The organism is Collinsella sp. An271 (assembly GCF_002159695.1).
Lineage (GTDB): Bacteria > Actinomycetota > Coriobacteriia > Coriobacteriales > Coriobacteriaceae > Collinsella > Collinsella ihumii.
The window spans coordinates 85,992-112,541 of sequence record NZ_NFJE01000003.1 but is presented as its reverse complement, the minus strand read 5'-3'; the positions used below and the strand labels follow the sequence as shown (position 1 = coordinate 112,541).

The window sequence follows — 26,550 nt, the reverse complement described above, 5'->3', positions numbered from 1 at the left end:
GTCGGCCCCGCATGCGATGCCTAGAACGGCATGCCCGGGATGTTGAGGCCGCCGGTGATGGCGCCCATCTGCTTGTTGGCGAGCTCCGTCACCTGACGGATGCCCTCGTTGACGGCCGCGACGATCATGTCCTGCAGCATCTCGACGTCCTCGGGATCGACCGCGTCGGGATCGATGGTGATGGACTCAAGCTGCATGCCGCCGTTCACCTTGACCTTGACCATACCGCCGCCCGCGCTGGCGTCGACGGTGGTCTGGGCGAGATTCTCCTGCGCGACGGCGAGCTGCTCCTGCATCTTGCGCGCCTGCTTCATCATCTGCTGCATGTTCATTCCGGCCATGTGAGCTCCTATCCTTACGTTATTGCGTGAGCGGCCCGATTGCCTCACGGCATCGTACCATGGCACGCGGTGCATGACAGCAAGACAGGGCAATCTTGGAGCTGAGGCAAAGGTATAAGCGTTGGCGGATGGAGCGGAAAATGGGGAAGGGGCTAGCGGCCACTAGCCCCCCAACCAAAAAAACTGCGCCGCCCGTAACCAGACTACGGGCTTTGCCGTTGAACGAAGCATACCCCATACGATCGCGGCCATGCCCCTTTTCTACAAGAAAATAAAGACCCCGCTCTCGTCTCACCATACGTCGTGACAATTGCCCCGTCTTGCCGTCGCGCGCCGCGTCACTTGTAGACGACGTTGCCGAAGATGCTGTTGAGCATGGCCTTGGCCTCTTCCTCCGACTGCGGGGTCTGGGCCTCCTCGGCACCTGCGGCGGGGGTGTTGGCACCCGTCCAGGGCAGGGCACCGGCAGGCGATGCAGGCGCAGGAGCGGCAGGGGCAGCCGGCGTGGGCGCCGATGGCGCGGCCGGAGCCGCCGCGGACACGGGCGGCATGTCGGCGGGCACGTCGAACGGCGGCACTTCTTCATCGTCATACGCCGCAATCATGGCGTCGTCGTAGGGCACCTGCTCCTCTTCCCACGCGCGACGATCGGCGTCGATATCCGGCTCGCGCACAATGGTGGGTCCGCTGACCTGATCGGGCTGCGGGGCGGGCGCCTCGGGCTGCGCGGCCTGGGGCCGTGGCGCGGCGGGGGCGGGCGAGGTGACGGGCGCGGCCTGGCGGGCCGCCGGCATCTCCGATACGGGCGCGGAACCGCCCTGCGGCTGCGGCTGCGGCTGCGGCTGCGGCTGCGACTGCGACTGCGACTGCGACTGCGACTGCGAGGGGGATGCTACCTCACGGGACTTTTCCTGGTGCGCAGCGGGTTGCGCCGCCGCGGGCTGCGCGGCGGGCTGAGCCGAGGCGCCCTCCATGACGTAGTCGACGGAACGTGCCCCGAAGACCTGCTGAACGATGGGCATGATCAAATCGTGCGAGTCGGCGCGGCCGAGCATCTTGATGGCAAAGCCCGACCCCTTGGGGAACCCGACAACCAAACGCGAACCGTCATCGGATTGGGCGCGCGCGGACTGAAGCAGCGCGCCGCGCGACGCCTGCGCCGCCGTGACACGTTTGACGACCTCGCTCCACTTGCGCTGCAGATCCCCCGGATCACCCGCAGCGACCGCGGGCGCGCTGGCGGAAACCGTCGGCTCACTGGGGGCAGCTTTGTCCGCCACCTCGCGCGTCGCGGGTGCGACGGCAGACGGCTTCTGGCCAGACGACGGCACCTCAGCCCGAGCGGCGGTCACCGCAGGCTCGGGACGCGAAGCCTCGGGCGCGTCGTGGGCGGGAGCCTCGTGCGCTGGGCGGGAAGCCGCCGGCGCAGGGGCGGGCGCCGATTGAGCCCGCGTCTCGCGAGCAGGAGCCGGCGGCTCCGCCTGGGCCCGCGGCGCCGGTGCGTCCCAGGGCACGTCGCCCGACGTCGACGGGATGGCGGCGCCGGGCGCGGCCTTGGGTCGCGGCGCCTGCGGGGCCCCAGCCCCGGCAGGCGCCGTCTGCTCCCGCTCCGCCGCGCGACGCTGCGCCGCCGATCCCGTCAGCGCCGCCACGCCCGCCGCCCCAACGGGCGCGCTCGGCACGCCGGCCGCAAGCTGGGCCTCGATGCGGTCGAGACGCTCCGCCAGCGCCTCGAGCGTCAGATCCGATTCGGGCCGCGCCAACCTGGTGCACGCGATCTCGAGCACCAGCCTCGCATCGGACGCGTTGCGCATCTCGATCGCCGCGTCGTCCAGCACGGTCAGCACGCGCGCCAGGCGGTCGGCGCTCTCAAAGAGGGAGGCCTCCTCCACCAGCGCGGCAACCTCGTCGGGCGTGCCGTCGAACAGCTCGGATCTGCCCCCGGCAACGCGCGCGGTATACACGTCGCGCATGTGCGCCACGGCGTCGCGGGTGAATTCGAGCAGGTCGTTGCCCTCGTCAACCTGGGCGCGAATCATGCCGAACAGCCCCACGACGTCACGGGCGGCGATACCGCGCGCGAACTGAGCGAGCACCGTGCCCGACACCTCGCCGAGCAGTGCGCGGGCATCGGCCACGCGCACCGCGCCGTCGCCGAACACCGAGAGCTGCTCGAGCGTCGACAGGGCGTCGCGCATGCCGCCGCGCGCGTGGCGCGCCACGATCTCGAGCGCCTCGTCGTCGGCGTCGAAGCCCTCCTGCTCGCAGATGTAGCGCAGGCGCCCGACGATATCCTCGTTTGAGATGCGGTGGAAATCGAAGCGCTGACAGCGCGACAGGATGGTTTCGAGAATCTTTTGCGGATCGGTCGTGCACAGGATGAAGACAACGTGGCTCGGGGGCTCCTCGAGCGTCTTGAGCAGCGCGTTGAACGCCGCCGCCGTGAGCATGTGGACCTCGTCGATGATGTAGACCTTGTACGCGCCGCGCACGGGCGCGAAGTTCACCGAGCTGATGATCTCCTCGCGCACGCTGTCCACGCCGGTGCGGGACGCCGCGTCGAGCTCGTAGACATCCGGATGGGTGCCCTCCGCGATCGCCTCGCATTCAGGGCACGTCCCGTCGGGCATGCACCCGCTCGCGCCCTCCGCGCGCGCCGCGTCCGCATGCTGGCACAGCAGCGCCTTGGCCAGGATGCGCGCCATGGTCGTCTTGCCCGTGCCGCGCGGCCCGCAGAACAGGTAGGCGTGCGACAGGCGCCCCTCGGTCACCGCGTGCTTCAGCGTGGACACGATATGTTGCTGTCCCACGACGCTTTCAAAGGTCAGCGGACGGTATTTTCTATAGAGCGACTCCATGGAACCTCTCTTTTCACGCGAAACGGTTGCACCCTATCATACCCGCTGGCGCGGACCGCCCGCCATCGCGCCGCCACGAATGCCCGACAATCGGCCCGCACCGACCGAATGGCCGCAAACCGTATATTTCCATCACGAAACTGCATAAAAAACCGTTTTGGGCAAAACCTACAGAGACGGTAGGCTGAGTTTGGTGCGATTTTTGAGGCCCATTTCCCCACCAGCGCTACACCCCTCAGCATTTCCGCAGGAAACAACTGGGCAAATGCCGAGGGGTGTAGCGCATGCGGGCAGAGGGCACCGAAAAATCGCACCAAACTCGATATACACGTTTTTTGGGGTGCTTGGGGACGGGTTGATTGGGGACGGGTTCATTTCAACCCATCGAGCTGCAACGCCGAAAAGACGACCTACAGCCCGCGCTCCTCAAGACGGCGCACGATGTCCTTGAGCGTGACGCGCGTCGCGAACAGCTGGCGATAGGTTGCGGTCTTCACCTTGCTCGCGCCCCGCAGCTCCTCCATTCGAGCCGACACGTCGGCGAGCTCGGAGCGGACATCGGCGGCAAAGGCGTCGTAGGCGTCCAGGCGCTCCGCATCGTTCATGGCAGGCCTCCCTCGGTATCGTGGCTTGCGATCTCTGTTTCCAACACAGCATCATTCCACAAGGCGCCCGGTGCGGAATGAATTAATCAGTGTTTCCCGAGGGGGCGTGGTACCATCTCCCCACAGGCACTAATCGCACCATAAACGCAGGACCGCACATGCCGCTTTTTCCTACACCGCGCGCAGCGCAACCGAACAGCATACCTGAGCCCGGAGCCACGGGCACCGGGCTTTTGCGCCGCTACCGTCCGCTCAGGACACGCGCGACCGGCGGCTTCGGCAGCGTGGAGATTTGCCTCGACACCCGCCTGCAGCGCCGCGTCGCCATCAAGCGCATCCCGCTGGCCTCGCAAGGCGTCCGTACGGCATCCGACAACGTCGCCGCCGCCCTCATGGAAGCGCGCACCGCGAGCATGCTGCCGCACCCCAACATCGTCTCGGTGATCGACTTCACGTACGACTCGGCATACGCCTACCTGGTCATGGAGTACGTCGACGGCATGAGCCTCGAGGAGTTCCTCGCCCAGGTCGACGGGCATTCCCTGACCTATGACGAGGCGGCCAACGTCGCCGACGCGCTGGTCCAGGCGCTCAGCTATGCCCACGAGAACCGCGTGCTCCATCTGGACATCAAGCCCGCCAACGTGCTGATCGACCGCAACGGCAATGTCAAGCTCGCCGATTTCGGCATGGCGACGCTCGCCACCGCCGCGGGGTTCGGCGGCGCGCGCGGCGGCACCATCGGCTACATGTCGCCCGAGCAGCTGCGCGGAGACGCCGTCGACGAGCGCACCGACATCTTCGCGCTCGCATCCGTGCTCTTCGAGGCCCTCTGCGGCTACGCGCCGTTTCGCGCCCAGACACCCGCCGAATCGGAGGAGCTGATCGACCAGGGCGTCACCCGTCCGAGCGAGCTTTTGCCCGACATTCCGCCCGCGTCGGAGGAGGCGCTGATGAGCGCCCTCTCCCCGGCGCCCCAGATGCGCATGGACAGCGTGGAGGAGTTCGGCGACCGCTTCTGCCGCGGGCTGGGGCACGCACGCGACGGGCGGCGCAGCTTCGCCGCCATCATCGCGCGGCTGACCTCCGACGAGCAGGACCCCGACGCCGAGTCCGACGAGCGCCCCGAGCGCACCTGGGAGCTCGATCCCAAAGAGGGCTACCTCGGAAGCCAGACCGCCCATGCGCGGCGCATCGCCGCGGGCGTGGTCGCCGGCGCGTCGGTGGCCGTCGTCAGCTGGAGCCTGCTTGGCACCGTGGGCCTGGTGGAAACGCTGCCGCGCCTGGCCTCGGCCGCGGCCATCGGCGTCGCGGCGGGCATCGCCCCGCAGCTGGGCTCGGCCCTCGTGTTCGCCGGATTCGTGGCGGCCGTTCTCGCCGGCACCCCGCTCGTGCCCGCCCTGCCCGTCGTCGCCATCGCCTGCGCGCTGGCCTGCGGCTGGTGGCTCGTATGGGGGCGCGAGAACCCCGGGCCGTCGGCGGCGCTCGTCTGCGGCGGGGCGCTCGTCTGCGCCACGGGAGACCCCCTGCTCGCCTGCCCTATCGCCATCGCCGCCTGCGGGTGCATGGCGTCAGGCGCCGCCGCGGCGTCGTCCGCGGCGCTCGGCATGGTGCTCGGCGCGCTCGTCGCCGCCCTTGGACAGGCCGGCGCGCTCGATATCGCGCAGGCGGCGAGCGCATGCGCGAATCCCCTGCTCATCGCCTCGACCGCGCTTGCGGCAGCCGGCTCTGCCATCATGGCGGCGCTCATGGGCCGCGCATGGTCACGCTACGACGAGGACGGCAGGAACGCCGGCTACATCGCCGCGTACGCCGTGCCCGCAGCTGTGTCGATTCTGCTGCTTTGTCTTGCAAACCGTATGGAAATTGGCGGCGCGACCGCGCTGGGCGCGGCAACCCTTGTGGGCGGCGGCGTCCTTTCCACTATAATCGCTTGCATCTATGTCTATCTATTCGGTTACCGCAAAGAACCGACCGGAGTGTGATTGTTCGTGAACTTCCTGAGCACCTTCGAGGACCATGTCGCCGGCATCTTCGGTGCCGCCCGCGCGCCGTTCTCCTTCAAGAAGCTCGCCCGCCAGGCGGCTCATGAGATGGAAGATCAGACGCTTGTGATCAACGGCGTCAACACGGCGCCCGCTCTTTATACCATCCTGATCGCCAACGAGGACGACCCCCTCATGGCTCCCTATTATCCGCAGCTCACCCGCGAGGTCAGCGACTTCGTCAAGGCGAGCGCCGAGAAAAAGGGCTATGCGTTCGTGGGCGAGCCGCTGGTCCGCTTCATGATCGACCCGTCGCTCAAAAGCGGCCGCTTCTCGGTGTTCGCCGAGAACGTCGACGCCCCCACCCTCGGCCGCCTCTATGAGGAGGAGCGCGCCTACCAGAAGGGCCTGTCGGGCCAGATGAACATCGTGAACCCGCGTCCGGCGCCCGCCCGCGAGTCGGCGCCGAGGCCGGCGGCCGTGCGCCCCGCGCAGGTGCCCTCGCCCTCCGGCATTCAGGACGTGGCGCCCGACCCGTTCGCCCCGAGCGTCCCCGATCCGGCTGCCGCCCCCATCCCCGTTCCCGCCACCATCTCGCGCGAGACCATGGCGAGCATGAACGCTGCCGCGGGCGGCGCGGCTGCGGTCGCGGCCTCCGGCATGGCGGGCGCCCGCGCGTCCCGTCCGCAGCCGGCGGCCCCCTTGGCCGAGCTCGTCGACGTGGTCACCGGCGAGGTCCTGCCCATCACCCGCCGCAGCTGCACCGTCGGCCGCGAGCGCGCCGCAGCCGACGTGGTCCTGCGCGACCCCAACGTGAGCCGCCGCCACGCCGAGCTGCTCTACACCGGATCCGACTGGTCCATCGAGGACCTCAACTCCACCAACGGCACCCTGGTCAACAACCGCCGCATCACCCGCTGCCCGCTGCGCAACGGCGACCTTTTGACCTTCGGCCTGACTACGTTCGAGTTCAGGGGCTGATGCACCATGATCGACATCATCCTGTTCGCAGGACGCATCGTTCTCGTCCTTCTTCTGTATATCTTCCTGTTCGCCGTCATGAAGACCGGCGTGGGCCTGGTGCGCGGCCAGCGCCGCGACTCCGCCATCTGGACCATCGACGTCGACAAGGGCCCGCGCGGCATCCGCGGCATCCACGTGGACATGCTGGGCCCCGTCATCGTCGGCCGCTCCCCCAGCTCGGATATCTGCATCAACGAGCCCTTCGTCTCCGCCTCCCATGCGCGCTTCTCGCTGCAGGGGCCGGCGCTGGTGATCGAGGACCTGAACTCCCTGAACGGCACGCTCGTGAACGGGCGCCCGCTCGCCGAGCCCGCCACGCTGCGCGAAGGCGACGAAGTGCAGATCGGTGACGTCGTCATGAAAGTGAACCGTCGATGACCGACGAGAAGCGCACCTTCTCACATACGCCCGACACCCCCTACAGCTCGGACGAGCCCTCCATATCGGCACTCGAGCCCCAGCCCGTCATGGACCTGGAGGCCGTCGAGACGCCGCTCGAGATCGTGGAGCCCGCCACACCCGCGCATGGCGGGGATGCCGGTGCCCCCGCCGCGCATTTTGCCGAGCCCGCCCACTTCGCCGAGCCCATGGCCGACGCGGCCGCGGACGCGTTCGAGCTGAGCGGAGCGCAGGCGGCCGACGAGGCCCCCGCGCATATCGGGGCGGCCCACTTCGCCGACGACGCCCCCGCCTCCAACGAGGTCGCTCCCGCCGCGGCGGACCCGCTGTTCAGCGACCTCACCGACCACGGGCCCGACATCGCACGCGAGGACTCCGCGATCGAGGTCGCGGGCGACTACCTGGGCGAGCAGGACACCGGGGAGCTTCCTCCCATCGACGCCATCGAGGCCGCCGTCGCCGCGGCCGAGCAGCGCTCGCCGGAAGACACCGCCGAGATCGACGTCGACGCGATCGAGGCGAAGCTCAAGGACCCGGGCACCACGCAGAGCTTCACGCCCCTTCCCGAGGAGCGCATCGCCACCGATTCCACCTACGACGCGGGCACGACCATGTCGCTTATGTGGGGCGCCCGCTCCGACGTGGGCTGCGTGCGCTCCCATAACGAGGATTCCTATCTCGTGGCCTCGCCGCTGTTCGCCGTATGCGACGGCATGGGCGGCCACGCGGCCGGCGAGGTGGCGAGCTCGCTTGCCGTCGAGACCATCGCCAACACCGCGCCCAAGACCGCCGACGCCGCGCAGCTCGCCGCCGCCGTCGAGGCCGCCAACGCGGCCATCATCCAGGCCGCCGCGAGCGGCATCGGCCGACCCGGCATGGGCTGCACCGCCACGGTCGCCTACATCGAGGGAAACACGATCGCCATCGCGCACGTGGGCGACTCGCGCGCCTACCTCGTGCACGACGGCGTGCTCACGCGCATCACGCGCGACCACTCCTATGTCGAGGAGCTCGTCGACGCCGGCGAGATCACCGCCGACGAGGCGCGCATCCATCCCAACCGCTCGGTCATCACCCGGGCGCTCGGCTCGGATCCGGCCATGTACGCCGACCACTTCCAGCTCAACATCGACGAAGGCGACCGCCTGATCCTGTGCTCCGACGGCCTGTCGAGCATGATCCCCGACAGCGAGATCGAAAACATCGCCGCCAAGTCCTCGACCGCGCAGATGTGCACCGACAACCTCGTCGACGCCGCGCTCGCCGCGGGCGGCGCGGACAACGTCTCGGTCGTCGTGGTCGACGTGGTGGACGACGGGCGCCTGAAGCAGGTCATCCGCACCCACCGCCGCAACGTGTTCATCGCCGTCGGCCTGCTCGTCACGGCGCTCGTGCTGTGCGCGGCCATCATGTTCTTCTCGATCTCCAATGCCATCTACCTCGGCGTCGACGGGGAGTACGTGGCGCTGTACCGCGGCATCCCCGCAAGCGTGCTGGGCATCGAGCTCAACCGCGTCGAGGAGAACACGACCATCAAGCTTTCCGACCTGCCCGAGGACACGCAGAACCGCCTGCGCGAGGGCATCTCCCAGCAGAGCTTCGACGAGGCGTGGGACACCCTGTCCGACTACCGTCGCCAAATCGAGGAGCAGCAGGCCCAGCAGCAGCAAAACGCCGAGGCCATCCGCGAGAGCGCGCAGGCCGCCGAAGCGGCGCAGGCGCAGCAGGACCAAACCGACGAAGCGGGCGAGGTACCGCAGCAAGACCAGCAGCAGCCCCAAGACGGCGGGCAGCTCGCTCCCCCCGCTGACGCCTTGACCCCCACCACCGAGAACCCAGAAGGAGGCGCATGATGGGCAGTCGCCGCAACACCGAGCTCTTCCTGCTCGTCGCTGCCGCATTCCCCGTGATCATGCTGTACGCGCTGTACGTGGTCACAACGGGCACCCAGCTCAGCTTCGAGACGCTTGCCGTACCGCTCGGCCTGTTCGCCGCCTTCGCGGCGGCGCATATCGCAACGCGCTTTTTGGCGCCGGGCGCCGACCCCGCTATCCTGCCGGTGGTCTTCGTGCTGTCGGGCATCGGCATCACGTTCGTCACGCGCCTGGCACCCGACCTGGCCATGAACCAGCTCATGATCCTGTTCGGCGCCATCGCGCTCATGGTGGTCACCCTGGCCGTGGTGCGCAACCTCGACATGGTCAAGCGCTACAAGTACACCTTCGGCATCATCGGCATCCTGCTGCTGATCCTGCCCATGTTCGTGGGCACCGAGGTCTACGGCTCCAAGCTGTGGGTCGACGTCCCCGGCATCGGCCGCTTCCAGCCCGGCGAGTTCGCCAAGATCTTCCTCGTGCTGTTCCTGGCGGGCTACCTGTCCGAGAACCGCGAGCTGCTCTCGATCTCCAACCACAGCTTTCTGGGCCTCAAGATCCCGCGCTTCCGCCTGCTGCTGCCGCTGTTCGTGGTCTGGGGCATCTGCCTGGCCATCGTCGCCTTCGAGACCGACTTGGGCAGCGCGCTTCTGTTCTACACCGTCTTCCTCATGATGCTGTACGTGGCCACCGGCCGCGTGTCGTACGTGATCATCGGCCTGCTGCTGCTCGCCGTGGGCGCGTTCGGCGCCTATCACGTGATGGCGCACGTCCAGACCCGTTTCCAGATCTGGATCGACCCGTTCGCCGACGCGCAGGGCGGCGGCTACCAGCTCGTGCAGTCGCTCTACTCGCTGGCCGACGGCGGTCTGACGGGCGTCGGCATCGGCCGCGGCATGGCCACGATCATCCCCGTCGTGGAGTCCGACTTCATCTTCTCCGCCATCGGCGAGGAGATGGGTCTGCTCGGAGGCTCCGCGGTCCTGCTGCTGTTCATGCTGTTCGCCGTGCGCGGCCTCACGGTCGCCGCGCGCGCGAAGTCCGATCTGGCCGCCTTCATCGCAAGCGGCCTGACCGCCTCCATCTCGTTCCAGGCGTTCCTCATCGTGGGCGGCGTCACCCGCCTGGTGCCGCTGACCGGCGTGACCCTGCCCTTCATGAGCCAGGGCGGCTCCTCGCTGCTCGCGAGCTTCATCATCGTCGCCATCCTCATGCGCGCCGGTGACGAGGCGACGGGTAGAAACGTCGAGCTCGCCGGCTCCGGCACGGGCGAGGGCGCCACCCCGGCCGCCGGCGCCGTCGGCGCGAGCCGTATCGGCACCCGCATCTTCGGCAGCACCGCGAACACCGCCGCGCCCGCCCATGCGCACCCCGGCTCCCGCGTGCGCCGCCGCGTGCTCGACACGCCCGAGTCCGGCGTGCTCGGCCGCGTCGCCCTCGCCAAGCGCCTGACCCGCGAGGTCGTGCTGTTCACGGGCCTGTTCGCCATCCTGATCGGCAACCTCACCTACATCCAGGTCTTCAAGGCCAAGGAATACCAGGACATGCCCGGCAACAACCACACCATCGCCAAGGGCGCCTACATCAAGCGCGGCTCGATCATCACGTCCGACGGCGTGACGCTCGCCGAGTCCCTGCAGCAGGAGGACGGCACCTACGCGCGCTCCTACCCCAATGGAAACATGGCCGCGCACACCGTGGGCTACTACTCCGACCAGTACGGCCTGACGGGCATCGAGGCCTCCCAGAACGAGACGCTCACCGGCTCGCAGGACTACTCGACATGGCAAAACGCCATCAACTCCCTCGCCGGCATCTCCCAGCCCGGCAACTCGGTGCAGCTGACCATCAACTCGCGCATCCAGGCAGCCGCCGAGCTCGCACTGGACGGCAAGACGGGCGCTATCGTGGTGCTCGACCCGCGCACCGGCGCCGTACTCGCCAAGGCGAGCGCCCCCACCTACGACAACGCCAACGTCGCCTCCATCCTCTCGGGCGAGACCGGCGACGACTCGTCCATGTTCGACCGCACCACCCAGGCGCTCTACACGCCCGGCTCCACCTTTAAGGTCATCACGCTGGCCGCCGCTCTCGACTCGGGCACCGCGACCCTGGACGACTACTACAACGCGCCGGCGACCATGCAGATCGGCAACGCCGACGTGGTCAACAACGGCAACTACGATCTGGGCACCATCAGCCTGGAGCGCGCGTTCGCCTACTCGTCCAACGTGGTCTTCGGCCAGGTCGCCAACGAGGTCGGTGCCGACCGCCTCGTGCAGTACGCACGGGCCTTCGGCTACGGCCAGTCGCTCGGCCAGGACTTCTCCACGGCCGAATCCATCATGCCCGACCCCTCTCAGATGACCGAGTGGGAGCTCGCATGGGCGGGCGCCGGCCAGCCGGTCGGCCAGGGCCACACCCCCGGCCCGCAGTCCACGGTCATGGAGAACGCCGTCATGGTCGCCGCCATCGCCAACAACGGCCTGGCCATGAACCCCTACGTGGTCGCGCAGACCCTGTCGCCCACGGGCACCGTGGTCAAGACCACGCAGCCCCGTTCGCTGGGCCAGGCCATCAGCGCCGAGACCGCCGCGCAGGTGAAGGAGGCCATGCTCGAGGTCGTCGACGAGGGCAGCGGCTCTGCCGCCGCGATCGCCGGCGTCCAGGTCGCGGGCAAGACCGGCACGGCCGAGGCGACGTCAGATCTGGTCAACACCGCGTTCGTGGGCTTCGCGCCCTACGACACGCCGACGGTTGCGATTTCGGTCATGATCGAGAACTACGACGGCGACACGAGCGAGTCCGCAGCCGCCATCGCAGGCCAGGTGCTTGCGGTCGCGCTCGCCGCCCAGGGCGCATAGCGATGCGCCATGTCAGATGTGGAATGCAGCAAACTATGATGCTTGACGTGTGTGAGGAGTAAAGAGATGGCGCAGCAACAGAACCTACTCGGAGGCAGATACCTCCTCAAGGACAAGGTGGGTGCCGGCGGCATGGCATCGGTCTACCGTGCGGTGGACCAGGTGCTCGACCGCACGGTGGCCGTCAAGATCATGCTGCCGCAGTACGCCAGCGACGCCACGTTCGCGGCGCGCTTCAAGCAGGAGGCGCAGGCGGCAGCGGGCCTTTCGAGCCCCTATATCGTAGGCGTCTACGACTGGGGCAAAGACGGCGACACCTATTACATCGTGATGGAGTACCTGCGCGGCACCGACCTCAAAAGCGGCATCCGCAGCCACGGCGCGCTCGACCCCAAGAAGGTCGCGCAGATCGGCAGCCAGATCTGCGGCGCGCTGTCCGTCGCCCACAAGCACGAGATCATCCACCGCGACATCAAGCCGCAAAACATCATGGTGCTGCCCGACGGCAACATCAAGGTGATGGATTTCGGCATCGCGCGCGCCAAGAACAGCCACCTCACGCAGGACAACAACGTGCTGGGCACCGCGCACTACGTCTCCCCCGAGCAGACGCGCGGCCAGGAGCTCGGCCCAACCTCCGACATCTATTCGCTCGGCGTGGTCATGTACGAATGCGCCACGGGCAAGGTCCCCTTCGACGGCGACGACGCCATCTCCGTCGCCCTTAAGCAGGTCAACGAGCTGCCCGTGCCGCCCTCGCAGGTCAACCCCAACGTCGACGGCGACCTTGAGCGCATCATCCTGCGCTGCATGGAGAAGGATCCCGCCAACCGTTTCCAGACCGCCGACGAGCTGCGCCGCGTGCTCAACAGCTACCTCGCCGGCCGCACGGTCGACGTGCCCGAGCCGACCCGCGTCATCGGCGCCGCCGGCGCCGGTGCCACCACGACCCGCGTGATGTCCGATTCGACGCAGGCCATGGCGCGCCCGGTCAACACCACGTCGCGCCCGGTGGGCGGCGCCGCCGCGGTCAACACGCAGGCGCGCCAGTTCGATACGAGCTCCTACAACACCAAGCCCGAGGGCTCGGGCAAGGGCAAGATCGTCGCCGCGGTCGTGGCCGTCGTCGCCGTGGTCGCCATCGCCATCTTCGCCGTCTCGGGCCTGTTCGCCCCGGCGGAGCAGGTCATCATCCCCGCAGTCGTGGGCATGGAGCAGGAGGTCGCCGAGGCGACGATCCGCCAGAACGGCTTCGAGGTGGGCGACGTGACGCCCGGCGCGAGCGACGAGTACCCCGAGGGCACCGTCATCGAGCAGCACCCCACCGCCGACGGCGTGCAGACGGCCGCCAAGGGCTCTGAGATTGACATCGTGGTCTCGAGCGGTCCCGAAAAGGCGGCGACCACGAAGGTGCCCGACCTGTCTAAGGCCGAGAACGAGGAGGATGCGCGCAACATGCTCATCGCCGCCGGCCTTGAGGCCGGCAACGTGACCCAGGAGGGCAGCGACACCGTGGACGAGGGCAAGGTCATCAGCCAGAGCCCCGATGCCAACGAGGAGGTGGAGGAGGGCTCCAAGGTTGACTTCGTAATCTCGCTCGGCCCCGACACCACGCCGGTTCCCGACCTGACGGGCATGACCGAAAGCGAGGCCCGTTCCGCGCTGACCGACGCCGGCTTCGGCATGAGCCGCGACGAGGCGTACAGCGACACCGTGGACAAGGGCTACGTGATCAGCTGGAACCCCAGCGGCAGCCAAGAGTCCGGCACCGAGATCACCGTCGTCATCTCGCTGGGTCCCGAGGAGTCCGAGCCCGAAACGCCCACGACGCCCAATACGCCCGACTCGCCAGAGACTCCGAGCACGGGCGAGGGCTCCAGCGACATCGACCTCACGGGCATGACCAAGGCGGAAGCGGAGCGGGCCATCGGCGCCGCCGGGCTCACGGCAAGCTTCTCCTATGCCGACGGCACGCAGGTGGGCGTCGATCCCGACCACGTGATCAGCTGGACGGTCAGCGGCAGCACGGTATCCGTGGTCGTCGCTTGGTAATCAAAGGCGCCGAGGCGAATCGCATCGCCTCGGCGCCTTTTCTTTATGAATGTGAAATTCCAGGGACTGTCCCTAAAATTTCATGCAGATGAAATTTTAGGGACAGTCCCTGGAATTTCACCGACCCCTCGAGGCAGGCAAACTAGAACTCGCCGACGCGCTTGACCTCGGGCTCGAGCTCCACGTTGAATTGGCGCTTGACCTCTTCTTGGATATATTCGATCAGGCCGCACACGTCGGACGCGGTGGCGTGGTCGGCGTTGACCACGAAGCCGCAGTGCTTCGACGACACCTCGGCACCGCCCACGCGCGCGCCCGCCAGACCGGCATCCATGATGAGCTTGCCGGCAAAATGGCCTTCGGGACGCTTGAACGTCGAGCCGGCGCTCGGCATCTCCAGCGGCTGCTTCTCCTCGCGACGCTTCTGGTAGCCGTCCATGTCGACACGAATCATGCGCTCGTTGCCCGGGGCGAGCGCGAACGTCGCGGACAGCACCACGAGCCCCTCGTCGTGGATGCGGCTCTTGCGATACCCCATGGCGAGATCGGCCACCGGATAGGTGCGCACCATGCCGCGGCCATGGGTGCCGTCGGCCAGCTGCGGTCCGGGCTCGTACACCTCGACCGACTCCAGGACGTCGGCGGTGCAGGCGTCGTAGGCGCCCGCGTTCATATGGCAGGCGCCGCCCACGGTCGCCGGGATGCCCCAGAGCGGCTCCAAGCCGGACAGCTCGGCGTCCGCGGCAGCAAGCGCCACATCGCGCAGGAGGGCGCCCGCCTCGGCGCGGACACGGGTGCCCTCGACCGAGATGGCCGCGTAGTTCTCGCGCAGCAGCACGACGGCACCGCGGATGCCCCGGTCGCCCACGAGCAGGTCGGACCCGTTGCCCACCACGGTGACCGGCACGCCCGCCAGCGCGCACGTGTCGAGCGCGCGCACGACGGCCTCGCGCGACGCGGGCGTCAGCAGCACGTCGGCGGGGCCGCCGATCTTGAAGGTGGTGTGCGCGCTCATGGGCTCGAACAGCACCACGTTGTCCTCGCCCACGGCCTCGCCGAGAACGCACAGGACCTCGTCGGTGATACGATCGTATTCATGCATAGTGAACCGCCTTGCTCTTGGTTTTGCTGAGATGACTATACCCGACCGATGCGCCGACACCGCCCGCGCACGGCAAAAGTACAAGCGCGACGCGAGCCTTTGCCACGGGTGCTGCCGCGTGTGACAATGGAGCGCGGAAGCGATCACGACAAGGGAGGCGAGCACGTGGCCCTCCATATAAGCCTTGGGCAGAGCACGCGCGACCGCACCGTCGTGCACGCGCTCGACCCGCGCCTGAAAGTCGTTGCAACCATTGGTTACATGGTAAGCTGCCTGTTCGTGTGCGATCTGCCCACGGCCCTCACGGCCACAGCGGCGCTCGGGCTTGCGGCCGCCGCCGCGCGCACGCCCCTCCGCCGTCTGGGCAGGCAGGCGCGCAACCTCGCCGTGTTCCTCGTCGTCACCTCGCTCATCAACCTGATCGCGACGCAGGCCGGGCCCGTGGTGCTCGAGGCGGGACCTCTGCAGATCCATCATGACGGCATCCGCCTTGCCGCGCTGTATGTCGTGCGCTTCCTGCTGTTGCTGCTCGGCGGGTCCCTGTTGCTCCAGACCACGACACCGCTTGCCATCACCGATGCGCTCGGGAGGCTGCTCTCCCCTCTGGCACGGCTCGGCGTGCCTGTCGACCATGCGATGGTCGTGCTCTCGGTGGCGCTGCAGTTCGTGCCCACGCTCTCCCGTGACGCCGAGACCATCGTCAAAGCGCAAAAGGCGCGCGGGGCCCAGCTGGAGAAAGCGGGCCTGTTGGGCTACGCGCGAGCCTGCATCCCCCTAGTCGTGCCGCTGTTCTCCGGGGCCCTTCGCCACGCCGAGTCGCTCGGCTGCGCCATGGACGCGCGCTGCTACACCGGATCCGGCCGCACGCACCTGCACGTCATGCGCCTGGACCCGCAAAAAGACGGCACCGCCTGCGCCCTCTGCCTGCTCTATGCCGCGGCCTTCCTGATCGCCCTCCTCATCCTCTAACCCCGCCGTGCAAATCGGGGACGTACCTTCCGCGTGCATGCTTGCACAAGCCTCCGTATCCACGGCGATCCAACAGAGACAAGGCGTCGGAATGGGTTGAAACGAACCCGTCCCCAAACAACCCATATTCGCGACGTCCCCAATTTGCACACAGATACCGGGCGGTCATGCGGTATCCTTGGACATACATTCGTTGCTCGACATATAAACACAGACTAACCGGAGCATGTATGTCACAACAGATCAGACGCAACCCTCAGCATCACGCTATCGATAGCCCGTTTTGCGATACCGCGGTCTCGCGCCGCGCCGCCATCCAGGCCGCTTTTGCAGCCGCCGGCGCCGCGGTCCTGTTCGGCCTGCCCCGCCTTGCCGGCGCAGAGCCCCAGGCGAGCCAGGAAACCACCGACAAGCTGAACAACGCGCAGGCCCAGCTCGAAGACGCGCAAGAGCAGCTCGATGAGATTTCGAGCCAGTTCGAGGACCTCTCCCGTCAGCTGGACGACACCCTCGGGCAGATCGAGACGCTCCAGGGGCAGATCGACACCACGCAGGCGAACATCGACCAGATCGAGCAGGATATCTCCGACACGCAGGACGATATCGACCTCAAGCAGGCGCAGCTCGATCGCAAGCAGGAGGTCCTCGCCACCCGCGTCACGTCGAGCTACAAGACCGGCAAGACGGGCATCCTGTCGCTGCTGCTGTCCTCCGACAGCTTTGACGAGCTCGTCTCCAAGCTGCACTACGTCGACAAGATCAACGCGAGCGATCAAGAGGCCATCGAGGAGATCCACGCCATCCAGGATGCGCTCGAGCAGCAGAAGGCCCTGCTTGAGCAGCAAAAGGAAGAGCTCGAGCAGCAGATGGCCGAGCTCGAGCAGCAGATGGCCGAGCTCGAGCAGCTGAAGTCGCAGCAGACCCAGCAGCTTGATGACATGAAGTCCAAAAAAGACGAGGTCCAGCAGCTGCTCGACAGCTTGAGCCAGGACGTCAAGGACCTGATCGCCCAGCGCGATGCCGAGATCCTCGCCGCCGCCCAGGCCGAAGAGGAGGCCCGCAGGGCTGCCGAGGAGGCGGCGAGGCAAGGCGCCACCTCCATCCCCGGCGACGGGCAGAGCGCCATCGCCGCCGGCACCGCCCAGCAGCGCGTGGTCGATTCCGCCTACAGCACGCCGAGTCCCGGCGCGGGCCTGTGCGCCGGCTGGGTGTCCATGGTGTTCGCTAACGCCGGTTTCGGCTCGGTTCCCGGCAACGCCGACGACCAATACGCCAACTGGTGCACGAGCTCCAGCAAGTCGAACCTCAAGGTGGGCATGATCATCGCCGTGCCCTCGCACCCCCACACCTCCGCGGGCCGCATCTACGGCCACGTGGGCGTCTACGTGGGAGACAACACCGTGCGCGACAACGTGGGCTACATCCGCAGCATCGATGTCGACCAGTGGATCTCTTATTACGGACCGACCTCCACGCCGCGCTGGGGCTGGGCGAACGGCATCAACCTCGAGGGGTAAGGGACAATCCCCACCGCAGTTTGTTGCCCGCCGGCCCGCGAGCCCTCTACCAGGGCACCCACCAACAGGGCCCAGATATCGTACCCAGAACTAAGGGTGAGACCCCGTTGAGAACGATCTCACCCGCACTTCTGGGTACCGTTGCCGGGTAATCCCCTCGGGCAGAATCGCGCACTCCCCCACCGGCACTTCCCACCAGCAAGACAGCTTTAGTTCGCGTACGGAAATACGGCGTCCAGGTCGCCTGCGCTATACTCAGGGCAGACACGTGCGCCCCAGCGCGGCGCGCCGAAAGGAGACATGCAATGTCGCAAACGCTCACCCCCCAAGATACCTGCGTGCTCGTGACCGGCGGTGCCGGCTTCATCGGCTCGCACACCGTCGTCGAGCTGCTTGAACGCGGCTACCAGGTCGTCGTGGTCGACGACCTTTCCAACTCGAGCCCGGTCGCCATCGACCGCATCAAGCAGATCGTGGGCGACGACGCAGCCGCCAACCTCACGTTCTACGAGGCCAATGTGCTCGACCGCGGCGCCCTCAACCGCATCTTCGACGCGCATCGCATCGACCGCGTCATCCACTTCGCCGGCTTCAAGGCTGTCGGCGAGTCGGTGCACAAGCCACTCGAGTACTATCACAACAACATCGGCAGCACGCTGACGCTGTGCGACGTCATGCGCGAGCACGGCTGCACGTCCATCATCTTCTCCAGCTCCTCGACCGTCTACGGCGACCCCGACAATCCGCCCGTGACCGAGAAGGACCCCAAGAAGCCCGCCACGAACCCGTACGGCTGGACCAAGTGGATGATCGAGCAGATGCTGATGGACCTGCACACGGCCGACCCTGCATGGAACGTCGTGCTGCTGCGCTACTTCAACCCCATCGGCGCGCATCCCAGCGGCCTGATCGGCGAGGATCCCAAGGGCATCCCCAACAACCTCGTGCCGTACGTGGCGCAGGTGGCCGTGGGCAAGCGCGAGTGCATCAACGTCTTCGGCGACGACTACCCCACCCCCGACGGCACCGGCGTGCGCGACTACATCCACGTGGTCGACCTCGCCCGCGGGCACGTGTCCGCGCTTGAGTGGATGAACGGCCGCTCCGAGGTCGGCATCTTCAACCTCGGCACCGGTACGGGCTCGAGCGTCCTCGACGTCATCCATGCGTTCGAGAAGGCGTGCGGCCACGAGCTGCCCTACAAGATCTGCCCGCGCCGCGATGGCGATATCGCCGCCAACTGGTGCGACGCCACGAAGGCCAAGGAGGAGATGGGCTGGGTCGCCGAGTACGATATCGACGACATGTGCCGCGATTCCTGGAACTGGCAGTCCCACAATCCCAACGGCTTTAACGCTGAGTAGCCGACCGAGCTGCCAGCACGCGTACAATGGACGGTGCCTCGCGAAAAGGCGGGGCGCCGTTTTTCTTGAGTACAGGGAGTGAGTGCGTTGCCGAGCCTCTTTACCGATTTTCTCAACCGTCACGTCGATGAGGTCAACGAGTACCTGCGAGCGTTTTTTGCCGACAAGACCGACAACGCCGACATCGAGGCGTATCTCTATGCGCCCCTGAGCGCGTTTTCGGATAACGCCGGCAAGCGGCATCGGCCGCTCATCTGCATGCTCGCCTGCGCCGCCGTCGGGGGAGATTTCCACCGGGCGCTGTCGGCGGCATCGGCCATCGAGCACTTCCAGTCCGCCGCGCTCATCCACGACGACATCGCCGACAACGGGCATCTGCGCCGCGGCAAGCCGTGCCTGCATATCACCGAGGGCGTCGGCATCGCCATCAACTGCGGCGACTACGCCCTCACCCTCGTCACCGATGCCATCCTGCGCGACGAGGGGCTCGATGACGCATGCAAGCTCGCCGTCCTGCGCGAGCTGATCGACATGATGCAGCGCACGGTGGAGGGACAGGCGCTCGACCTCGGCTGGGTGCGCGACGGGCGCTTTGACATCACGGTTGCAGACTACCTCGCCATGGCGACGCACAAGACCGCCTACTACAGCGGAGCGATTCCGCTGGCCTGTGGCGCGATCATCGGCGGCGGCACGACCGAGCAGATCGAGGCGCTGCGCTCGTTCGGCATGGACACGGGTCTGGCGTTTCAGATCCAAGACGACCTGCTCAACCTGATCGGCGAGAAGGAGTCCCGCAACAAGGATTTCCGCAGCGACATCACCGAGGGCAAGCGCACGCTCGTCGCCGTGCACGCGCTGCGCAGCTCCGGCCATCATGATGAGCTGGTCGACATCCTGACATCAGAAACCGAGAATCCCGCCCGCCTCGCGCGCGCCGTCGAGCTGTTTGAGGACGCGGGGTCCATCGACTATGCGCGCAACTACGCGCTTGAGCTCACCGCGCGCGCCAAGCGCACGCTCGAGGGCGTCGGACTCGATGCGCACGCCGCGGAGCTGCTCCTCGCCATGGCCGACTTCTTCGTCGAGCGCCTGAATTAGGAAGCGCATGCGCGCTGGGCGTTTCCGCTCCGTGTCGAGGCGGCGCCCAAGGCACGCAAGAACATCGAACATACAGGCAAACGAGCGGGCCCGATGCACAAACCGTGCATCGGGCCCGCTTGCAGCAAGGTATGGAAGTCACGTCAGCCGAACAGCACCGTATAGGCGATAAGCGCGCATGCGACGACAGTCGACAGAACGAGGGAGCCGAGTGCCCCGCGATCGTCTTTGAGCGGAACGATCGGCGCTTCGCTACCGTCCTCCAACACAAGAACCTCGCCGAGATGTTTCATCATGTGCACTCCCTCCTCTTTCCTTCTTCATCATACGAGCCAATTGAAAACGCCGTGTAAACGCTCGGATAAGTGTTTCTTGAAACCGCTTCGGATCATGCGGCCTTCCCCACGTCAAACGTCACGGTCACCACGCCGCCGCCCTCATCGGCGTTCGCGAGCTCGACCGTGCCGCCATGAAGCCGCGTGAGCGTCTGCACGATGTTCAGCCCAAGCCCGAAGTGCTCGGCATCCTTCGCCTCGCCGAAAAACGGCTCGCACCCGCGACGCAGGGCCTCGGGGCTGAACCCGTCGCCGTCGTCCGACACGCGCAGCGTGAGCAGGCCCCGCCCGTCATCGAGCCGCATGGTGAGCGCGACCCGGCCGCGCGCATGGACGCAGGCGTTGCTCAGCAGGTTGCCCAGCACCTCCTCGACCAGCGAACGGTCGACGCTGAGCTCTGCTTGCGGGGACACGCCCTGCATATCGACCCCGAATCCCAGCTCGGGGCGGGCGGCGGAAACGTAATCTTGGGCCTGCCGGCGCAATTCGGCGCCCCACGTGCCCGCCACGACCGGCGTGCGCTCCACGGTCCGGTCCTCGAGCTTCGCGATGCCGCTCATGGCCTGCGCATACGACTCCAGCCGCTCGACCTGTCCGCCCAGCGTCCGCAGTGTCTCCTCCTCGACGGCCTCCCCGCGCGCAGCCCTCATCTGCGCCATCTCGATCGTCCCCTTGAGGACGGTCACCGGCGTGCGCAGATCGTGCGCAAACGCGGCGTTGAGCCGCCGTCGCTCCTCGGCGGTGCGCCACAGCTCGCGCTGCGACTCCTCGAGCGAGACGCGCATCTTCTCGAACGCCGTACCCAGCTGCGAGAACTCGCGTCCCGGCACCTTTGGCGTCACAAAGTCCAGATCCTGATGGGCGACTCGACCGGCCACGTCGCAAAAGATCGCCAAGGGCACGCCGATCCTCCTGCGGTAGAACCGACGGAAGAACATGATGGAGAGCACGACGAGCATCACGAACGGCGTCAGCCCCGTGGCCACGCGCAACGCGAACATCAACGGCGTCTCGAGCATGGAGTCGTACTGGCTCACGTAGTATCCGACATTGGAGACGATAAAATCGGAGTTCGCCTGCTCCAAAGACAGGAACTCTCCGTCCACCGCCACGCGCTCCGCCCGCTCGCGCGCATCGTAATCGGCGAGATCGGCGGCGTCGATCGTGGTCGAGACGTATGGATGGCCGTTCGTCTCCAGATAGTCCTGCTCGGTATAGTTCCCGCCCCAGTCGAAGATCGTCAGCGACGGGTCGTCGCGCACCATCTCGAGCGTCGCGTACCCGATGGGCGCCCCGGTTTCGGCGTTGTACAGGCTCCCGCCGTAATAGTCGACCGGCTTCTGCTCGTAGGGCGTCTCACTTCGCAGCCCCAAGAACACGATGCGATCAGTCGTCGACAGGTCGATGGTGAATGCGGGCACAAGCTCGTCTTCCTGCGCGTCATATATATACGGGCCGCCTTCCACATCGACATGGCCCTCCCACGCTTTGCGCTGAAGCACATCATATGCCGACATAAACGTCGCCATCAGCAAGAGCGATGCCACGATGGATACCAGCACGCACGCTGCCGCATACAAAAAGAACGAACGCATGAGCGGCATGGTGTCCCACCATGCGCGCACCCGATCACCGAGCCCTGTGTGCCGCCTTCTCATTGCAGCCCCCAACGGTACCCGACGCCCCACACCGTCTCGATGGGGTCGTCCTCAAGCCCGGCCTCGGCGAATTTCTTGCGGATGCGACGGACATGCTCGCGCACGATCGACGCGTCGCCGTCCGCATTCCAACCCCAAACCTGCTCGTAGATGAAGGTGCGGTCATACACGCGACCGGGTTTCTTGCTGAGCAACGCCACGATGTCGAACTCGGTGCGCGTGAGGTCGAGGCGCTGCGCCTCCGCTCCGTCTCCGCGCGAAATCTGCACGCTGCGCTGAGCGTAATCGATCGACAGGTTTCCGCCGAACCACACGCGTGCCGACGGGTCCTCACGCCGCGATTCGCGCGCCAGATGGGCGCGCACGCGACTGCCGAGCACCTGCAGCGAGAACGGCTTGAGCACGTAATCATCGCCGCCCGCAGCGAACCCGTCAAGCTGGTCGGCGTCCTCCACGCGCGCCGTCAAGAAGATGATGGGACATGCGAGGCGCTCGCGGATGAGCTTGCATGTCGCAAACCCGTCCATGTCCGGCATGTTGACGTCCAGCAGGACGAGATCTATGGGAGACAGGGCTCCGCGAGCGGCGGCATCGACGGCAGACAGCGCGTCGCGCCCGTCCGAGGCGACGGTCGTTTTGTAGCCCTCCATGGAAAAATACTGGTCGAGCATCGCGGCGATCGCGCGTTCATCATCGACTATCAGCAGGTGCGCTCCCTCGGTCATGGCAACCTCCACTCATCGCGCCTGTTCTCTTCATCGTTCCCATCTCCATAATGGCAGGCCCCTGTCAAAAATATTCCTACATCGAAATGTGAATATCGAACCCGTCTGGGCAGCATAAAAGGAACGCAGGCAGACGCTCGCGACGCGCTCCGGGAGCACGCTGGCGGAGAAGACCACGTGTGGGCGCGGGCAAGGGGCACCATGGTGAGCCCTGTTCATCCCGAGTCGGTGCCCAGCGGAGGCTCACGTGTTGGAAAAATGGCCCCGTCCCAAAAGTACCAACTTTGTTGAGGGTGTCGCGGCCACAACGCCCTCTGCTGTATATGCCCGCATTACTTGTTAAACTGTTATACGCTACAGTCGATTGTTAACTCCCGCCGCGTCTACGCGGGCGGGACTCCCTATAGGTGGAAAGGGGTTCTCATGGAGCCGATTGTCAAAGGCATGCAGGGACCCGCAGTTGAGGATGTCCAGTCCAGGCTCGCCATCCTCGGTTTTGAGATTGACGCCAACGAGCGCGAGCAGAAGCTTTTCGGTGACAGCACTGCTCAGGCCGTCAGCACGTTCAGGAACGACAACGAGCTCACCTTGGGCGACGAGGTCGATATGGCATGCTGGTCGGCACTGGTCGACGCGTCGTATCGCCTTGGTGACCGCACGCTCTACCTGCGTCTTCCCAATTTCCATGGCGCCGACGTGCGCGCACTCCAGCAGGCTTTGAACGTCCTCGGCTTCGCCTGCGGCGTCGATGACGGCTATTTCGGCCCGCACACCGAAGCGGCCCTGCAGCAGTTCCAGGAAAACGTGGGGCTGTTCGCCGACGGCATGGCGTTCCAGGACACGTTCGCCTATATCGCGCGCCTGCGCCACGTATGGGAGGGCAAGCCGTCGGTCGTCGAGGCGGAGGAGCGCATCGGATTTGCCCGCGCCTCCGAGGTGCTCGAGCGCTACCACATCGCCGTTATCGGCGAGGACCCCATCGCCCGCGCCGTCGCTTCGCGCATGTGGAACATCGCTTCGGCGACCACCGAGACGAGCGGCATGGTCCTGTGCGACAGGTCCATTCCCGAGGGCATGGATCTGGTTCTCGAGCTTTCGAGCAGCGATCTTCCCGAAGATGCAGCGCCGCGCCCGACGATCGTGCTCGCGGAATGCTCGAACCTCACCCAGCGCCTGAGCACGGCGTTCGCCGCCGCAAAGAGCAAACCCGCGCTCATCCGCATCGAGCTGACGGGGATCACCGGATATGACGGCATGTTCACCTCGAGCGACGCCCAGACGCTTGCCGTCCGCCTCCTCGACGGCGTTTGCGCCGCGCTGAACGATTAGGTACACTAAGTGCTCTGAAGCCGATGCGGAACGCACCGCGCGGATTCGCATTGGGGCATCGTCCAGCGGCAGGACCCCGGTTTTTGGTGCCGGTTACGGGGGTTCGAATCCCTCTGCCCCAGCCATTGTATGTTAGCCCGGCCATCTCATGGTGGCCGGGCTTTTCCGTGCCCGTATCAGGGATTCGAGCCCGCAAGGGCACGAAGCTGAGCCAAAGCGCGCGAGCGCTTTGCCAGCGAAGCGCGCAAGGAGGCCGCCAGGCCTCCGCAGCGGAAGCGGGCGGAGGCAGCCGCACGCGGAATCCCTCCGCCCCAGCAAGAGAAAACAGCAGGTCAGACACGGTATGAGGTCTGGCCTGCTTTCTTTTGCACTCTCAGTCATGAAGCGGGTCATGAAATAGTCATGAAATCTTCTTGGATTTGGACCGATATGCAGGCCAGCTCTTTCTTAGCGGTCCAACAGCTTGTCGACGCCGCCGAGACTGCCGCGACGGAAGTCCTCGCTGGTGAGCACTTCTTGCGGGATGCGGATGTTGTCGCGCAACGCCCGCTTGAACGGAACGCGAAGAGACCAGGGAAGACCCTTCAAGATCTCAACCAGATTGCGCGGGATGTCCTGGTTTTTCGCCGCGCTCTCAGACGAGCTGCCACCCTGCACGTGCGCCTTGTGCGCTTCAAACATAGCTCGGTACACGCCGGCGTGCAGCCTGATCTCGATCACGTTCACCTCGCGGGCCTTCTCAACCAGGCGCGCACCCTCGCGGTCGACATCTCCCGCGTAGTACACGTAGTCAAAACCGTAGCCGATGTCGTGCAGGTAGTCGTCGAGCGCATGAGCCTGGCAGATATTGTGGCCGGCGCCGAAGATGACACCGCCGACCTTCTCCCCGAACAGCTTCGCGTTGCGCTTGGTCTTGAGCAGAGCCACGATCTCCTCATACGCATCGATGTTCTCGACCACGATGAACGGCTGGTTGGCGCCGATCGCGTAGAATCCCTGCAGCGGAGGCGTCTGGTTCGAAGAGATCCTCAGCGCACCGGGGTTGATGCCCTTGGCCGCCATGCGACGCATCAATCGGTCGCCGCGCTTGCCCTCGAGCGCCTTCTCGTCATCGAAGATCTGATAGGCGCGCTGGCGGCGCGTCACATACGGCAGCTGTTCCCCGTCGTGCTCGGCGATCCACGCGCGCAGCCGCTCGAAGTCGTCCTGCTGAGACGGCCGGCGGTCGCCGTTCTTACCCTGCTTCTCGACCGATTTCGGCGTCGCGGGAGCGCCTTGATCGCGACGCAGCAGCGAGGCCCCGATGGTGCGCCCGGCGCTCAGCAGACCGAGCACGCCGCGCTTCTCGGCAACAGGCTTCTCGCGCACTTCGACCGCGCGCGGCGCCTTCGGCCCCTCTTGCCTGCGCGCCTTCTTCTGCTTTTTCTTGCCCGCAGGGGCGGCGGCTTCCTTCTTCTTGGAATCGGATACCGTCGAGCCCTCCTGCGCGGCGCGGGCGCTCTTGGCCGGCTTCGCGCTCACCGTGCGCTCCTTCGCGGGCGTCGCGGCATCGGGGGCCTCGCTCTCGGACACGGCCACCGGCTCGACGGAGATAACCTCGACATCCGTCGTCTCCCCCGCCGCATCGGAAGGCCCTTCCGGCTCGCTATCGCGTGCCGCAGGCACCTCCATCTGCACCGGTTCCGGCAGCGTTATGCCCGCGACATCCAGGTCGATCGCATAGACCGTGGAGCCGTTTTGGCCCGAGATCTTGCGCAGAAGACCGCAGGTCACCAGGCTCTCGCGCACCTGTCCGAACTGGTCGCCCAGGTTAAGCGACTTCAGCAGCTGGTTGATAGCCCCGCGCTTGATCTTGAGCTCCTTGCGGCACAGCAGGGCATGCGCGAGCACCGCGCACGGGCGCGCCTCGAGCGGCACGGCACCCTCCAGCCACGACGCGAGCGCGTCGACGACTTCCGCATTGTCAGACATCAGCACGGGCTCCATAGACCGATTCCCTTCCTCACATGGCAACAGTCTTGTAGGCTAGCACAGCCATCGCGCCCCTGCCGCCCCTGCACCCAACAATCGCAAGCAGCCCAGATTCTGCTGGGCATCTCAAAAGCCCCTGCTAGGCCACCACGGATACGACGGCTGGTGCAAGCGCGCGCCGAAGGGGTGTCCCCTGTATGCAAGCATGCATGCGGAAGGTACGTCCCCGGCGTGCACTGCCGCGGACGCGCCCGGGCTGCTGCAGCGCCTTCCCGCAGAAAACGAAGTGACGGTTTCTGCGGGAACAACGATGACGTTTGCATAACGGCCAAAACGATATAGCCGTTTAACTCATGGTTCTGCATTACGCTCGAACCGATGCGCATATTTCGTCCGAACTTCCCGCAGAAACCGTCACTTTGTCAGACATGGGTTGAAATGAACCCGTCCCCAACCAACTCAAAAAAGCGCGCCCGCC

At 66.4% G+C, this 26,550-nt stretch carries 19 protein-coding genes and 1 tRNA gene; 12 read left to right on the top strand and 8 right to left on the bottom strand.

Annotation, left to right across the window (positions count from 1 at the left end; genetic code table 11):
- Positions 1-20 precede the first annotated feature (20 nt).
- The 3 genes from B5F74_RS03645 to B5F74_RS03635 all read right to left on the bottom strand — a co-directional run bounded on the left by B5F74_RS03645 (position 21) and on the right by B5F74_RS03635 (position 3,804).
- Complete coding sequence (locus B5F74_RS03645) at positions 21-341, bottom strand: YbaB/EbfC family nucleoid-associated protein (RefSeq protein WP_066828946.1); 321 nt, start codon at positions 339-341, stop codon at positions 21-23.
- A gap of 338 nt (positions 342-679) precedes the next feature.
- Complete coding sequence (gene dnaX / locus B5F74_RS03640; protein ID WP_087200106.1) at positions 680-3,199, bottom strand: DNA polymerase III subunit gamma/tau; 2,520 nt, start codon at positions 3,197-3,199, stop codon at positions 680-682.
- Positions 3,200-3,609: 410 nt separating this feature from the next.
- Positions 3,610-3,804, bottom strand: coding sequence for a hypothetical protein (locus tag B5F74_RS03635; RefSeq protein WP_087200104.1), 195 nt, complete (start codon positions 3,802-3,804; stop codon positions 3,610-3,612).
- Between the two features lie 158 nt (positions 3,805-3,962).
- Between B5F74_RS03635 and B5F74_RS03630 the strand changes: the two genes are divergently transcribed.
- The 6 genes from B5F74_RS03630 to pknB all read left to right on the top strand — a co-directional run bounded on the left by B5F74_RS03630 (position 3,963) and on the right by pknB (position 14,001).
- Positions 3,963-5,789, top strand: a complete 1,827-nt coding sequence (locus B5F74_RS03630; RefSeq protein ID WP_087200103.1) for a serine/threonine-protein kinase — start codon at positions 3,963-3,965, stop codon at positions 5,787-5,789.
- Positions 5,790-5,795: 6 nt separating this feature from the next.
- Positions 5,796-6,770 (top strand): DUF3662 and FHA domain-containing protein, encoded by a 975-nt coding sequence (locus tag B5F74_RS03625; RefSeq protein ID WP_087200376.1) that lies wholly within the window; start codon positions 5,796-5,798, stop codon positions 6,768-6,770.
- Between the two features lie 6 nt (positions 6,771-6,776).
- The gene (locus B5F74_RS03620; RefSeq protein WP_066828962.1) at positions 6,777-7,190 is read left to right on the top strand and encodes an FHA domain-containing protein; all 414 of its coding nucleotides are present in this window, start codon (positions 6,777-6,779) and stop codon (positions 7,188-7,190) included.
- Entirely contained in the window at positions 7,187-9,064 is a 1,878-nt protein-coding gene (locus B5F74_RS03615; protein ID WP_239283337.1) for a Stp1/IreP family PP2C-type Ser/Thr phosphatase, read from the top strand. The genes B5F74_RS03620 and B5F74_RS03615 overlap by 4 nt, the downstream gene beginning before the upstream one ends.
- Entirely contained in the window at positions 9,064-11,949 is a 2,886-nt protein-coding gene (locus B5F74_RS03610) for an FtsW/RodA/SpoVE family cell cycle protein (protein WP_087200101.1), read from the top strand. The genes B5F74_RS03615 and B5F74_RS03610 overlap by 1 nt, the downstream gene beginning before the upstream one ends.
- A gap of 66 nt (positions 11,950-12,015) precedes the next feature.
- Positions 12,016-14,001 carry a Stk1 family PASTA domain-containing Ser/Thr kinase gene (gene pknB, locus B5F74_RS03605; RefSeq protein WP_087200099.1) on the top strand — a complete coding sequence of 662 codons (1,986 nt, stop codon included), beginning with the start codon at positions 12,016-12,018 and terminating at the stop codon, positions 13,999-14,001.
- A gap of 142 nt (positions 14,002-14,143) precedes the next feature.
- On the opposite strand, the gene murB is transcribed toward pknB, so the two are convergent.
- Entirely contained in the window at positions 14,144-15,103 is a 960-nt protein-coding gene (gene murB, locus B5F74_RS03600; protein WP_087200097.1) for a UDP-N-acetylmuramate dehydrogenase, read from the bottom strand.
- A gap of 165 nt (positions 15,104-15,268) precedes the next feature.
- On the opposite strand from murB, the gene B5F74_RS03595 reads away from it, so the two are divergent.
- The 4 genes from B5F74_RS03595 (at position 15,269) to B5F74_RS03580 (ending at position 20,054) form a co-directional block, all read left to right on the top strand.
- The gene (locus tag B5F74_RS03595; RefSeq protein ID WP_087200372.1) at positions 15,269-16,072 is read left to right on the top strand and encodes an energy-coupling factor transporter transmembrane component T; all 804 of its coding nucleotides are present in this window, start codon (positions 15,269-15,271) and stop codon (positions 16,070-16,072) included.
- A gap of 230 nt (positions 16,073-16,302) precedes the next feature.
- Complete coding sequence (locus tag B5F74_RS03590) at positions 16,303-17,589, top strand: flagellar FliJ family protein (RefSeq protein WP_087200095.1); 1,287 nt, start codon at positions 16,303-16,305, stop codon at positions 17,587-17,589.
- 305 nt (positions 17,590-17,894) lie between these two features.
- Positions 17,895-18,953 (top strand): UDP-glucose 4-epimerase GalE, encoded by a 1,059-nt coding sequence (gene galE / locus B5F74_RS03585; protein ID WP_087200093.1) that lies wholly within the window; start codon positions 17,895-17,897, stop codon positions 18,951-18,953.
- A gap of 87 nt (positions 18,954-19,040) precedes the next feature.
- Positions 19,041-20,054, top strand: coding sequence for a polyprenyl synthetase family protein (locus tag B5F74_RS03580; protein WP_087200091.1), 1,014 nt, complete (start codon positions 19,041-19,043; stop codon positions 20,052-20,054).
- Between the two features lie 143 nt (positions 20,055-20,197).
- Here the strand turns inward: B5F74_RS03580 and B5F74_RS12350 are convergent, their stop codons facing one another.
- From B5F74_RS12350 to B5F74_RS03570, 3 genes are all read right to left on the bottom strand, one after another.
- Positions 20,198-20,350 carry a hypothetical protein gene (locus B5F74_RS12350; protein WP_158095686.1) on the bottom strand — a complete coding sequence of 51 codons (153 nt, stop codon included), beginning with the start codon at positions 20,348-20,350 and terminating at the stop codon, positions 20,198-20,200.
- 92 nt (positions 20,351-20,442) lie between these two features.
- The gene (locus tag B5F74_RS03575; RefSeq protein WP_087200089.1) at positions 20,443-22,047 is read right to left on the bottom strand and encodes a HAMP domain-containing sensor histidine kinase; all 1,605 of its coding nucleotides are present in this window, start codon (positions 22,045-22,047) and stop codon (positions 20,443-20,445) included.
- Positions 22,044-22,772, bottom strand: coding sequence for a response regulator transcription factor (locus B5F74_RS03570; RefSeq protein WP_087200087.1), 729 nt, complete (start codon positions 22,770-22,772; stop codon positions 22,044-22,046). Before B5F74_RS03570 ends, B5F74_RS03575 begins: the two co-directional genes overlap by 4 nt.
- 423 nt (positions 22,773-23,195) lie before the next feature.
- Here B5F74_RS03570 and B5F74_RS03565 point away from each other — a divergent pair, with 423 nt between their 5' ends.
- Complete coding sequence (locus B5F74_RS03565) at positions 23,196-24,101, top strand: peptidoglycan-binding protein (RefSeq protein WP_204212426.1); 906 nt, start codon at positions 23,196-23,198, stop codon at positions 24,099-24,101.
- A 51-nt stretch (positions 24,102-24,152) separates the two neighbouring features.
- Positions 24,153-24,226, top strand: a tRNA-Gln gene (locus tag B5F74_RS03560).
- 322 nt (positions 24,227-24,548) lie between these two features.
- Here the strand turns inward: B5F74_RS03560 and B5F74_RS03555 are convergent.
- Positions 24,549-26,072: a hypothetical protein gene (locus B5F74_RS03555; RefSeq protein WP_143753765.1), complete on the bottom strand. Its 1,524-nt coding sequence runs from the start codon at positions 26,070-26,072 to the stop codon at positions 24,549-24,551.
- Positions 26,073-26,550: the final 478 nt, after the last annotated feature.